The organism is Streptomyces sp. NPDC014801, from assembly GCF_043082085.1.
Lineage (GTDB): Bacteria > Actinomycetota > Actinomycetes > Streptomycetales > Streptomycetaceae > Streptomyces.
Window position 1 is genome coordinate 61933 of sequence record NZ_JBIBXG010000002.1, and the last position, 12903, is coordinate 74835.

9 protein-coding genes and 1 pseudogene are annotated in these 12903 nt (G+C 72.3%); 6 read left to right on the top strand and 4 right to left on the bottom strand.

The window, feature by feature from the left end; all coding sequences use genetic code 11:
* Window positions 1-212: 212 nt before the first annotated feature.
* Window positions 213-1061: a nuclease gene (locus ACF1AL_RS03775; RefSeq protein WP_391661516.1), complete on the bottom strand. Its 849-nt coding sequence runs from the start codon at window positions 1059-1061 to the stop codon at window positions 213-215.
* Window positions 1062-1669: 608 nt separating this feature from the next.
* Entirely contained in the window at window positions 1670-2863 is a 1194-nt protein-coding gene (locus tag ACF1AL_RS03780; protein WP_391705811.1) for a helix-turn-helix domain-containing protein, read from the bottom strand.
* Window positions 2864-2987: 124 nt separating this feature from the next.
* On the opposite strand from ACF1AL_RS03780, the gene ACF1AL_RS03785 reads away from it, so the two are divergent.
* From ACF1AL_RS03785 to ACF1AL_RS03800, 4 genes are read left to right on the top strand one after another with little or no spacing between them, the layout of a single operon-like run.
* Entirely contained in the window at window positions 2988-3596 is a 609-nt protein-coding gene (locus ACF1AL_RS03785; protein ID WP_391780004.1) for a toll/interleukin-1 receptor domain-containing protein, read from the top strand.
* A 10-nt stretch (window positions 3597-3606) separates the two neighbouring features.
* Complete coding sequence (locus ACF1AL_RS03790) at window positions 3607-5832, top strand: PQQ-binding-like beta-propeller repeat protein (RefSeq protein ID WP_391780003.1); 2226 nt, start codon at window positions 3607-3609, stop codon at window positions 5830-5832.
* A gap of 16 nt (window positions 5833-5848) precedes the next feature.
* Window positions 5849-6280, top strand: coding sequence for a hypothetical protein (locus ACF1AL_RS03795; protein WP_391661512.1), 432 nt, complete (start codon window positions 5849-5851; stop codon window positions 6278-6280).
* A complete protein-coding gene (locus ACF1AL_RS03800) occupies window positions 6277-10158 on the top strand; it encodes a hypothetical protein (RefSeq protein WP_391780002.1) in 3882 nt (1293 codons plus the stop codon). Before ACF1AL_RS03795 ends, ACF1AL_RS03800 begins: the two co-directional genes overlap by 4 nt.
* A 167-nt stretch (window positions 10159-10325) precedes the next feature.
* On the opposite strand, the pseudogene ACF1AL_RS03805 reads toward ACF1AL_RS03800, so the two are convergent.
* Together ACF1AL_RS03805 and ACF1AL_RS03810 are read right to left on the bottom strand one after the other, a co-directional pair.
* Window positions 10326-10520 (bottom strand): annotated as a pseudogene (locus ACF1AL_RS03805) (DUF1330 domain-containing protein); the annotation flags it as partial.
* A 139-nt stretch (window positions 10521-10659) separates the two neighbouring features.
* Window positions 10660-11625, bottom strand: a complete 966-nt coding sequence (locus ACF1AL_RS03810; protein ID WP_366839619.1) for a pirin family protein — start codon at window positions 11623-11625, stop codon at window positions 10660-10662.
* 273 nt (window positions 11626-11898) lie between these two features.
* On the opposite strand from ACF1AL_RS03810, the gene ACF1AL_RS03815 reads away from it, so the two are divergent.
* Together ACF1AL_RS03815 and ACF1AL_RS03820 are read left to right on the top strand one after the other, a co-directional pair.
* A complete protein-coding gene (locus ACF1AL_RS03815; RefSeq protein WP_391780001.1) occupies window positions 11899-12396 on the top strand; it encodes a MarR family winged helix-turn-helix transcriptional regulator in 498 nt (165 codons plus the stop codon).
* A complete protein-coding gene (locus ACF1AL_RS03820) occupies window positions 12393-12902 on the top strand; it encodes a MarR family transcriptional regulator (protein WP_391780000.1) in 510 nt (169 codons plus the stop codon). The genes ACF1AL_RS03815 and ACF1AL_RS03820 overlap by 4 nt, the downstream gene beginning before the upstream one ends.
* Window position 12903 lies beyond the last annotated feature (1 nt).

A 12903-nucleotide genomic window follows, 5' to 3' on the forward strand; every position in this document is an offset into this window, starting at 1 on the left:
CTGCTCCCGGCAATCTTTACGCGTCTTTGATGCCGCCCTCCGGGCAGCGGGAACGCAAGAGGCCGATCGCGTGCGTCCGTTCCGTGGGCGTCGAGTCAGCCGTGACCGTGACCTGGAGCGATGACCCGCCATGGGACCGGCAAGGCGCGGCAGCGGCGCCCGGGCCATGGACCGGACGCCGCTGCCGCTCGCCTTCGGGCCGCTCTGCTCCCTCATCCTTCGTCGAAGAGCAGGTCCTCGACCGGGTGGGTGAGGCGGACGGTGTGGCCGTTGGTGACCGTGACGACGTGGTGCAGGCCGACGAGTCGCTCACCGGTGGACAGGACCGTCAGCATGTCCCCCTTGCCGGCGAGGTAGGCGGGGAAGCAGGGGATCGCCATGCCCAGCTTGAAGTAGTCCGTCAGCCGCCGGAACAGCTTGGGCAGGATCACGGCGTTGTCGGTGATGGTGGACAGGTCGGTGAGCTTGAAGCCCGAGGTGGTGACGTCCTTGGGCCACAGTCCCTGACCGGCGTTCCGGGCGCTCTGCGCGACGGCGGTGAGTTCCTGGCGCAGGTCCGCGAAGAGGCTTGTGTAGAACGTCGGATAGACGAGGCCCAGCGAGGCCAGGTGATGGTTGGCCGTCTGCCGCAGCAGGGCCACGTCGACGGTCACGGCCGTGCCGCTGGCGGCGGGCGGGGTGCCGCGGCCGGCGAGCGCCACGGCGCGGTTGTTGATGTCGCCGCCCCCGGTGAGGATGTAGCCGGGCACCGTCTCGGGGGTGCAGGAGGTGACCTTCTCGTTCGGTTCGCGCGCCACGCTGTTGAAGCCGATCCAGGTGAGGAGTTCCGTGGCGGCCGCGTGGGCGAACTGCAGGGGCTGGTGCTGCCCGGCGTAGTGCGTCTCCAGCGCGTCGATTCCCTCGAGGCGCAGGCTGGCGTCACCGGTGCCGGACGCGATGACCGGATGCTTGCCGCCGACGAGGCTCCAGTCGTGGGGGTTGTCGGCGATGAAGTGGACGGTGTCTCCGTCGGGCTGAGTGCCTATCAGGCGGTACTTGCCCTGGATGAGCAGCATGGGCATGACGGCTCCTGTGGGGACGGGTGGGGAGCAGACAGGGAGCAGCGTCGTCCGTACGGAGGGACGTGCATCGCACGCACGGGCAAGGTGCTCATACACCCCAAACTAGCGACCGTCCCGGCCACTTGCCCGTCGGACGCCCGGCGGCCGCAGGTCCAGATCTCCCGTGGGGAGGCGCGGGCCCGAACCGGTGCCCGGCGGTGCGACGGGGCGGCCGCGCAGGCCCCGCCCTCTCGCGTCGACACCGACCCCGACCTGTGGTTTTATCGAAGAAGACGGTGTATGCCGGACTCCGCAGCGCAGTCCGCCGCCGTACACACACCCGGTGTCCTGTGGAGGGGAACGGACCGGGCCCAGCGATGCGCTCGCCCCGTGACGGGCCGAGGGCGGGCCGGACGGTCCGAACGGACAGCGGTCCTGATCGGCGCGAGTCGTGGGACCGATGACCACTGCCGGTTCCGTCGTGAGGAGCTGTCGTGCCGCACGCGGATGTGACCCCATGAGTGAGACGGTCGGCGATCCAGCCACAGAGTTGCGACAAGGTTGCACGGTGAACGGCGCGGCAACGAGTGCCGCGGCCGGCGGGATCGTCGGTTCCCCGCTCGCAGCCGTCAGCCGGTCGCGAGGGCGGCCGATGCCTCGATGAGGGCCCGTTGGCCCGGGGCGGACCTCTGGGTCCGGGCCTGTTCCACGAAACGACCCAGCTCCGCGGAGGCGGTGGCCGAGTCGATGCGCCTGATCACGGGCAGCGTTGCCGCCACGAGCTGACAGGCGTCGTCGAGGCGGCCGACACCGGCCAGGGCTGTCGCGTGCCGAACCGCGAAGCGGGCCTGCGAGTTGCTGTCCCCGGGGACGGCCGGCCGGCGCCGGCGCTCGGCTTCGAAGAGATCGGCGGCCTGTTCGAAGTCACGGAGGCTGAGCAGGCAGGACGCCTCGATGAGCCCAGGGTTGCCGTTCTCGGTACGCGGGCCCCAGTGCGGAGTCCGGTCGTCGACGGCCTCGGCGGCGTGACATCTGAACCGCTCCAGTGCCTCCCAGCAGGCGATCGCGTCGCCACGGTGCGCATACCCCTGGGCCGCGCGTCGCGCGGCGTGCGCGCGGATCACCGGGTTGGCCGCCGGGTGTCCGGCCGCCTGGTCGGCACATCCGATCGCCGCATCGGTGTCACCGCGGTGCTGGGCGATGAACGCCTTGCGGACCAGCGCATAGGCGGCCACCGTCTCGTCTCCTCCCTGTGCACCCCAGCGGACAGCGAGATGCGTCCAGCGCAACGCCTCGGCGGGGTTTCCCGCCTCCTGCGCCATCCACCCGGCGTACTCGGCGAACTTCGAGGCCAGCAGCCAGATCTCGGCACGCTGCTCCCCCACGGCGAGCTGAGCGGCGTCCGTCAGGGTCCGCGTGGCCGACTTCATCGAGGCGGTGACGAACCTGGGTCCGGTGGATCTGCCGATGTCCTTCAGCTCCCGCAGGACCCGCTCGTATCCGGCGACGACAGGGCCGGCATCGACCAGGCTCTCGGCCCGGGTGCCGCGGCGGCCGGCCTCGGCCCGTTCGACGAGTGCTCCGCCGGTGCCGAAGGCCGCGTCGCATGCCGCCGCCACAGCGGGCGTCGGGTTGCGCACCCCGCTCTCCAGATTGCAGATCTGCCCTTCGGAGACATTCGCTCGCCGGGAGAGCTCGCGCACGGTCCACCCCCGACGTGCGCGGAGTGTGGCCAGGACGACGCCGAAGTCCCCCGGCGGCAGACGTGTGCCGGTCCGTCCCCCTGCGGCGGCCGTCACTGCCGCGCTGTCCACCGGGTCCATACCAGCCAGCGTACGGAGCCTTGCGGCAGTTATTCAATCCGCTGTGAAAACCCGCCGTGCGTGTACTCCGCCCCTAGGGTGAGCACGATGCCTGACGTCAACGCCTGCCGGAGAGGGGGCACTTGTGCCGCGCGTCTTCCTCAGCTTTCGCAAACCGGACTCCCGGTGGATGCGGGACCGCGTCTACCGCGCGCTGTCCGACCGCCTGGGTGCCGCAGAGATCTTCAAGTCGGGCCAGTCGATACCGCCCGGGGCGGATTTCGCCGGGATCCTGCGCCGGCAGGCCGCCGAGTGCGAGCTCATGTGCGTACTGATCGGGCCGGGGTGGCTCGACGCGAGAGGCGAAGACGGGGTGCGGCTCCTGGACCGGCCTCACGACTGGGTCCGCGTGGAGATCGCGACGGCTCTGCGGGCGGGGAACCGCGTCGTCCCGGTCCTTCTGGGTGACACGACGATGCTGCCCGACGCCGCCGCACTGCCGGCCGAGATCGCGGAACTGGCGCGCCTGCAGTTCCTGCGCGTGCCGGAGACCCATCTGCCGGACGGGCTGCGGCACCTGGGGGACGCGGTGACCGCTCTGCTGTCCGACACCGGTACCGGCCCCGCCGAAGTGCCCGGGCAGGGCACGGAGCCGGCCACCGCCCCGGAGCCGTCGATCACCATGACGGCCCATGTGTCCGGCGGGGGAAGCGCCTACCAGGCGGCCCGTGACCAGACGATCAGACTGGCGTGAGGAGCGGGCGATGGATCACTCCGAAGCGGACGGTGTTCGGCGGATCGGGCCTTATGCGCTGCTCGGACGACAGAGCACGGTCGGCGGAGGCGACGTCTTCGCCGCCCGCACGGACGAGGGGCGCCTCGTCACGGTGACGATCGTGAGACCGGAGCTCGCCTCGACCCCCGGGTTCCGGGATCGGTTACGAGCCGCCGTCGAGGCGGCACGGCCGCTGTCCGATGCCTTCCTCCTCCCGGTGGTCGATGCCGACGCCGACGCACCGGTTCCCTGGCTGGCGACCGCGTTCGCCGCGGGACTGCCGCTGCGGCAGGCGGTCGACCGCCACGGTCCGCTGTCCGAGCCGGCTCTGCGGGTGCTCGCCGACGGCCTCGGCCGGGCGCTGGCCGCACTCCACGCGGCCGGGACGGTCCACGGCGAGGTGAACCCCGACTCGGTGCTGCTGACCATGGACGGGCCCCGCATCTCCGCTCTGGGAATCGTGGGAGCCACCCGCAGCCCCGCACCCGCACCGACGGACGACGTGTTCGGCCTCGGGGCGACCGTGCTGTTCGCGGCTTCCGGAGACGAGCCGGACACCGACGCCCTCCCGGTGTCGCTGCGCGAGGTGATCGGCGGCTGCCTGTACCCGGAACCGCCGGACCGCCCCACCGCGGAGCAACTCGTCGACTACCTCAGGCGCCAGAACCTGCCGTCCCTTCAGGGTAGTTGGCTGCCTCCGGCGGTCAGCGCCGACCTGGCCGCCGCGACCGCGGCCCTCGGCTCGGTCTCCGCCGGGGGCGGCGGCCGTGGCCCGTTCCCTGCGCCGCCGACGAGCGCTGCCGGCTCGGGTATGAGCCGCCGCAAGCTGCTCATCGGTCTCGCCGGGGGCGCGGCCGTGCTCGGCGGGGGCGCGGCAGCCCTCGCCTTCTCCGGCGACTCGTCGCCGACGCCCGAGGGCCGGGCCGGCGGGCCCCGACCCACCACGCGGCCCGGCTCTCCGTCGGCCGGGCGTCCCACGCCGTCCTCTTCCGTGTCGCCGTCCTCGACGGACGGCCCGGAACCGATCGTGCTGGCGGGACCCGACGCCACCAAGGCGTGGTCGGGCGCCGGCAAGCACGCCCCCACCTGCCTGGAAGCCTCCGACAAGGTGGTCATGGTGGTCACGGGCAGCGCCACGTCCTTCCTGGACGCCGCGACCGGGAAAACCGTCTTCCCCCAGCTGAACACGACGAACGACTTCGGCACGAGCATGGACAAGTACCCGACGGCGTACGCGGACGGAGTGTTCTACCTGCTCTGCGACACACCACGTCAGTCAGGTCTGCTGGCGGCGTTCGACGCCGCGAGCGGGAAGGTGAAGTGGGCGACCAGGATGGCCGAGGTGGATCCCGGCGGCGACGCTCGCTCGGGCTATTACCTGAGCCACTACGTGGCAGTCGCGGGGAACACCGTGTACGTGTGCGGGACGTTGCTTCAGCTCTCCAAGCCGTTCTCGGCCAAGTCTCCGACCACCGGCTACATCCGTGCGTTCGATGCGGCGACCGGCAAGGGACTGTGGGGGGTCAAGGGCACGGACATCAACAACGTGCTGGTGCCGCCCATCGGTTCCCACCTGCTGGCCACCTCGGCCGTCCCGGGCAGCGAACCCGGACGCGTCCAGATGATCGACGCCGGCCGGAAGGGCGCCCGCGGCTGGAAGGTGTCCATCCCGGACGCCGGGTTCTACTTCAACCCCGGCTGGCCGCTGACGTGCTACGCCGCCGGGCTGTTCCTGTTCGCGGGGGGCAAGGGCGACACGCTGTTCGCCGTCGACGCGGCCACGGGCACCGAGAAGTGGCATCAGCTGTTCGAATCGAAGAGCGGGGACCAGGTCAAGATCGGTACCCCCTTCGCGGCCCTGGACGGGACGACCGTCTACGTGCCGGTCGGCGCCGACCTGGTCGCCCTGGCCGCGGCCGACGGCACACCCCGATGGGTCGCGACGCTCGACGGGGCCGACGACATGGGCGGTTCCAACATGTTCAACGCCGCCTCGAGGATTTCCGGCAGGAGCGCCCGGTGTTCGGCCGACACCGTCTTCGCCACCGACACCGCCAAGACCCTGTGGGCCATCGACGCGGCCACCGGCCGGGCCCGATGGAGATACAGCGATCCCGGGCAGCCGGACGGGGGGTTCCGCTGGACGGTGGGCGGCGACCGCGTGTTCGTCGCCTCCCATCTGACGCTGACCGCGATCGCGGCCCACACGCGGTAAGGGACAAGGAGCGGACATGGAGACGAGTGTGGAACTCGCCGGCCTGGCATCGGCGGCCGCGGCGCGCCTGATCGACCTGCTGGCGACGGACGGCTGGGCCGCGGTCAAGTCCTCGGTCCTGTCGCTGTGGCGGTCCGCGCACCCGGAGCGCGTCGAGGAGGAACTCACGGACGCACGCGGCGAGTTGCTTCAGGCCCGGCAGGCCGGCGACCGCCAGGAGCTCCAGGGGCTGCTGGTCACGGAATGGCAGGCCCGCCTTCTCCGGCTGATGGCGACACGGCCGGACGCAGTCGACGAGCTGCGCGCCCTGTTCGGCACCGAACCACGCGGCGCCGCAGCCACGGAGCAGCAGATCTCGGGCTCGATGACGCTGGAGGCACACGTCCGCGGCGGCGACGCGTTCCAGGCCGGCCGGGACATGACCGTCACCAGAGGCGGACAGGCGTGACCGAACGCAGCACCGACGTCCCGCCCCCTGACGGGCCGCCCCCGTGGCAGCCGAAACGGCTGGAGGCGAGCGCGAGTGGCGGGGGCAGCGTCTTCCAGGCCGGCCGTGACCTCCATGTCCGCGTCGGGGACGAAGGGCGCAGAACCGTGCCCGGGCCGGGCGCCGACCAGGTGCTGTGCCCGTACCCGGGCTTGGCTCCGTTCGGCGCTCAGTACAAGCAGTGGTTCCACGGCCGTGAGCGCATGGTTCACCTCGTGTGCGAGCGGATCGACGACCGGATGCGTGAGGGCGGCCCGCTGGTGCTGATCGGCCCGTCGGGTGCCGGGAAGTCGTCGCTGCTGGCGGCCGGGGTGCTGCCGGCCCTGGACGAGGGCCGGCTTCCGGTGGCCGGGTCGAGCACCTGGCCGCGGCTGCTGCTGACCCCGACGGCAACCCCGGCTCTGGCGCTGGCGGCCGCCGGACTCGACACCGAGACCGCCCGGCGCAGGGCACCGGCCTGGCGGGCCGATCCCGCACGGTGCCTCGCCGAACTGCGCGAAGCCACCGGAGCCGGCGCCCCGGCGCCCGTCGGGGGGTCACCCGCCGCGGGACTGGTCGTCGTGGTCGACCAGTTCGAAGAGGTCTTCACGGCCTGCGGCGACGAGGCCGAACGGCAGTGGTTCATCGACGTGCTCGACCGCCTGGCCCGCCCCACGGGCGGTGCGGTCGTCGTGCTGGGAGTCCGCGCGGACTTCTATGCCGCGTGCACGGCCCATCCACCGCTGCGGGCGGCGCTGCAGGCCGGACCGGTCCTGCTGGAGCCGATGACGGAGGACGAGCTCAAGGACGCGATCCGCCGCCCGGCCGGCAGCGTGGGCCTCGACGTCGAAGACGGCCTGGTCGAGGTGCTGCTGGCGGACCTGGGCGCGGTCGCGGGACCGGCCGGTGCGCGCACCACGGGCCGGCTGCCGCTGCTCGCCCACGCGCTGCGGGCCACCTGGCAGCAGCGCCACGGCCACACGCTCACCGTGGACGGATACCGCGTCACCGGCGGCATCCAGGGCGCCATCGCCACCACGGCGAACAGGCTCTACGACACCCTGCCGCCGCCCTGCCAGGAGGCCGCACGGTGGGTGTTCCTGCGGCTGGTCATCGTGGGCCGGGACGCCGACGACAGCCGCCGGCGCGTCCGGTACGAGGAACTGCTGCGTCACGCGCCGGACAGAGAGGCGGCGGTCAGGGTCCTCGACGACTTCACCCGTGGCCGGCTGCTGACCCGGGACCAGGACGCGGTGGTGATGACGCACGAGGTGCTCATCCGCGCCTGGCCCCGGCTGCGGGACTGGATCGAGCACGACCGCAGCGGGAATCTCGTACGACAGGATCTGGAGGAGGCGGCCGCACTCTGGGAACAGGCCGGCCGGGAGCCGGCCGCGCTGTACCGCGGCAACCGGCTGGAGACCGCGCTCGCCTGGGCCGAAACACACGGGCCGGAACTCAGCGGGGCGGCCGGGGCATTTCTCGCGGCCGCCCGCCAACACCAGCGGCGCGGGCAACGGCTCCGGCGCGCCGCGGTGGCCACCATCACCGTCCTGGCGGTGGTCGCCTCGCTGGCCGCGGTCTTCGCCTTCCGGCAGGAGTCCCACGCCCGGGACGCCGCCGCCCAGGCCCTGCGCGCCCGCGACGACGCCGTCACCGCCGCTGTCACCTCCGAGGCCGTGCAGCTGGCGCCGACCGATCCCTCGCTGTCCGCTCAACTCACGCTGACCGCCTATCGCATGGCCCCGACCCGGGATGCGGCGTCCCGGCTCGTCTCGACGGAGAACACACCGCTGGACACCCGGCTTCCCGGTCCGCGGGGCTCGGTGTACACCGTGGCCTACAGTCCCGACGGGCACATGCTGGCGGCCGGGAACGTCTACCAGAACCTCGTCCGGCTGTGGGACGTCTCCGATCCCGGCCGGCCGCTGGCGCTCGGCCGACCCGTGCCCGTGGACCGTTCCGTCAACTCGATCCTGTCGCTGGCGTTCAGCCCGGACGGCCGGGTGCTGGCCGTCGGCGGCCACACCAGTCACAACGGCGACGCCGGTTCCGGCGGATTCGTCGACCTGTGGAGCCTGACCAGCCCCAGTCACCCCGTCCTGCTCGGGCGGCTGAAGAGTCCCGCCATTCAGGGCTGGGACGCCTTGGCCTCCGTCGAGTCCCTGGCGTTCAGCCCCGACGGCCGTACCCTGGCCGCAGCCTGGCACGCCGGCCTCGTCAGCCTGTGGGACGTCACCCGCCCCGACGACGTCGCCCCCTCGGGAGCGCCCCTGAACCTCGACTGCCCGGACGTCTTCTCCGGTCGCATCGCGTTCAGTCCCACCGGGCGCACCCTGGCCGCAGCATGCGAGGACGACGCCGGCACCCTCAGCTTGTGGAACACCACCGACGCGGCCCACCCCCACCGCATCCGTTCCCTCAAGGCCGGACAGAGGGTCGTCTCTCTCGCGTTCGCTCCCGACGGCCGCACCCTGGCCGTCGGAGCCAAACGGGGCACGGTCCACCTGTGGAAGGTCGCGGACCCCGGCCACCCCGCGCCCCTGGGCAAACCGCTGACGGGTCCCGCCCAGGCCGTCATGTCGGTGGCGTTCAGCCCGGACGGACACACGCTTGCGGCCGGCAGCGCCGACCACACCGTCTATCTGTGGAACGTCACCCACCCCGGGGTCATCGTCCCGCTGGGCCGGCCGCTGACCGGTCCCGGCGACTCGGTGACCGCCGTGGTGTTCAGCCCGGACAGCCGCACCCTTGCCGCCGGGAACGCCGACGGCAACGTCGATCTGTGGAGTCTGCCGCCGACCCGCATCATCGGCGCCGGCGGCAACGTGGCATCCGTGGCGTTCAGCCCCGACGGCCGCACCCTGGCCGCCGGAAACCAGAACAACACCGTCTCCCTGTGGAACACCGCCGACCCGAACCACCCTGCTCCCAGCGGTGACCCGCTCACCGGCCCCGCGCACCCGGTGAACTCCGTGGCGTTCAGCCCGGACGGGCGGACCCTGGCCGCGGGCGACGGCGGCGGCACCGTCACGTTGTGGAACACCGCCGACCCCGGCCGTCCCGTCCGTTTCCGGGAGACCCTCACCGGGGCGAACGGGAGCATCTTCGCGCTGGCGTTCAGCCCCGACGGTCGCACCCTGGCCGCGGCCGGCGACGAGCCGTTCCGTGGCAGCATCGCCCTGTGGGACGTCAGCGACCCCGCCCACCCCGTCGCGCAACCCGGCATCTCCAACGACCGCACGCATTCCGTCCTGTCCCTGGCGTTCAGCCCCGACGGCACGATGCTGGCCGCCGGCGGCGACGACAGCGAACCCGAGGTCGGCCTGTGGAGCACGACGGACCCAGGGGTCCGCATCGGGCAGCCGATCCCCCAGCCGAACGCCACCCAGGTGGCCTTCAGCCCGGACGGCCACACGCTCGCCACAGGAAACAGCAGCGGCACCGTCACCCTGTGGAATGCCACCGACCCCCACCACCTCACCCGCAGGGGCAGCCCCCTCACCGTCCCAGGCGGCAGTCTGGGGTCGGTGGCGTTCAGCCCGGACGGACACACCCTCGCAGCGGCCGGACACACCGACAACGGCACCATCAGCCTGTGGAACGTCACCGATCCCGATCACCCCACCGCCATCGGCCTGCCGCTGACGGTGGAGACCGGATTCGTCGACGTTCTGGCGTTCAGCCCGGACGGCCATACTCTGGCCGCCACCACCGACGACGGCGTGGCCACGCTGTGGGACCTGAACGTGCAGTCCGCCATCAGCCGTGTCTGCGCCGCGAGTTCCGGCGCCCTGAGCCCGCAGCAATGGAGTCGTTACGTTTTCCGACTTCCGTACGACCCGCCCTGCGCCACCTAGAAGAGGCCGGCGTCCGGCCAGGCCCTGCCTCGCGCACTCCTGTCGGAGTCTCGCGGCCGGACACCACGTCCCGCTCCAGCCGCGGTGCCGAAGTGTCGCGCCTGTCCGCGGCCGCCGATAGATCCCGCATCGCATGTGAGGCAGCAGTCACCTGCGACGGAACCAAGTCAGTCGATGCCTTCGACGATGCGGAAGTCGCGCTCGACGCCGTCGGAGAGGGTGGCCGGCGCCTCCTGGTAGGCGGCACTCGCGCGCGCCGAGACGGCCTGCTCGAAGCTGTCGAACTCGATCAGGACGGTGCGCTCGGCGATCCCGGCGTCATGCGCCACGACCCGACCGCCGCGAACGAGGACCCGACCGCCCGCCCGGCAGTCGTTGAGGCAGTGGCCAGGCAGCGGAATTCCGATCGCCGCGTCGCCCTCACGAACGCGATCGGATCGCGGAAGGCAACGCGCAACGGTGAGTTGCCTCCCCGCGACCCAGCGATCAGCCTTTCCCTGGTCAGCGCACCCTTCCCCGGGGTTTCAGTGGCGTCGCCGGCAGCTCCGGGGCTGGCAGCGGGTCCCCGTCGTAGCCCTTGACCTCGCCGAACCGGGTGCCGTCCGTCCAGTCGCGACGGGCCTGCTCGATCTCCTCCTGGGTGCGGCCGATCCAGTTCCAGAACATGATCAGTTCTTCTTCGAACGGCTCGCCGCCCAGCAGCATCACGGACGCGTCGGACTCGGCGCGCAGGGGCAGTTCGGTGCGGCCGCAGCCCAGGTAGAGCATCGAGCCGGGCAGGAGCGGCACGCCGTCCACGTGGGTCTCGCCCGACATGGAGAGCACCGCGTACTCGAAGTCCGGTTCCAGCGGCAGGCGGACGTCCGCGCCGCGGGCGAGGGCGAGGTCGGCGCCGACGATCGGGGTGTACGCCGTGCCCGGCGACCTCGCGCCGTCCAGGTCGCCGAGGATCAGCGTGGCCGCCACGCCCGGTGCCGTCACGACCGGCAGGTCGGCGTGGTACTCGAACCGCGGCTCGGTGTGGCGGTGCGCGTCGGGCAGCGCCACCCACAGCTGCGCGCCGTGCAGGAAGCGGGCGTGGGACCGCGGGCTCTCCTCCGAGTGGCTGATCGCCCGGCCCGAGGTCATCAGGCCCAGCTGCTTGGGGCGGATCAGCTGGAGGCTGCCCGTCGAGTCGCGGTGCAGGACCTCCCCCTCGTGCAGCCAGCTCACCGTCTGCAGGCCCATGTGCGGGTGCGGCGGCACCTGCATGCCGGGCTCGTCGGCGATGTCGTCGGGGCCGTAGTGGTCGACGAAGCACCAGGCACCGACCATGCGTCGGCCGAGGTTCGGCAGCAGCCGGCGGACCTCTGTGGACTCGCCCAGCGGGACGCGGCGCGGGCTGAGGAGTTCACGGACCGGCTCCGCCACGACGAAGCCGCGGCCGCCGCACACGGCGGGTACCGCCTGGCGATCGAGATTGCTCATACGGAACAAACTAGTCCTGCCGACCGAGTCCCGTCAGTCCGTCGACCGGGCTGTCCGGAACCCGTTCGGGGCGGTTCCGCCCGCCCTCCCGATCCGTCTCCTGGTCCGTCTCCCGATCCGTCTCCCGGTCCGTCTCCCGGTCCTTCCCCCGGTCCGTCGTCGACCCGGCTCGCCGCACCCTCCGGCGCCCGTCCGGCGTCGGTTCGGCGTCGTTTGGGGCGGGCGATCCGAAAATAGTAGCCATGGATATAGTAGCCATGTACTGTATCTGCCATGCGCAGCAGCAACGGATCACCCGAGCCCACGCCCGGCTACCTGGTGTGGCGGCTGTCCACGAAGTGGCGCGTCGCCGTCGATCGCGCGGTCGCCCCGCTCGGACTCACCCACGCCCAGTACTCCCTCGTCGCGTCACTGCACGGCATGCAGCGCACCGGCGAGCGCCCCAGTCAGCGGCGGCTCGCCGACCACACGGGGCTGGAGCCGCTGTACGTGTCCAAGCTGGCCCGCTCCCTCGAAGCCGCGGGACTGCTGGAGCGCACCCGGGATCCGCGCGACCCGCGCGCGGTGCAGCTGGCGCTCACCGACCAGGGGCGGGTGACGACCCGGCGGGCCATCGACGTCGTCCAGCGACTGCTCGACCAGCTGCTGGAGCCGCTCGGCGGCCTCGAAAGCCCGCGCACCTGGCAGTTCACCGGCGAGCTGACGGCCCTGCTCGACGCCCCGCTCGACCCGTCCGGCCTGTACGACGACACCACCGAGGAGCAGTCATGACCACCACCGCACCGCTCGCCGACAGTCGTGCCATCGGTCTCGCCCACTACGCGGCCCGCGCGGTCCTGGAGCAGGTGATGGCCCGCCACGGGCTGGACTTCCTCCAGACCACCGTCCTGCGCCCGCTCGCCACGGCCGACGAGCCGCCCTCCCGTGCACAGCTTGTCCAGGTCGTCGTCGACGCCGTCAAGGTCTCCGCCACACAGGTGGAGCGGACCGTCGAGGAGCTGGCCGGCCGCGGGCTCCTCGCCGTCGACGACTCCGGAGCGGTCCGTCTCACCGAGGCGGGGCGGCAGGTGTACGCCGCCGGGGCCGCCGAGACCGCGCAGGCCTCCGCACGGATCTGGGCCGGCATCCCCGAGGCCGACCTGGCCGCGGCCGGCCGGGTCCTCGCCCTGGTCGCCGAACGCGCGAACGCCGAGCTGGCCGCCGCCGGACACCGCCCCCGGCAGGCGGACCCCGACCAGGCGGATCCCGACCAGGCACACCCCGACCAGAAGAGGTAGT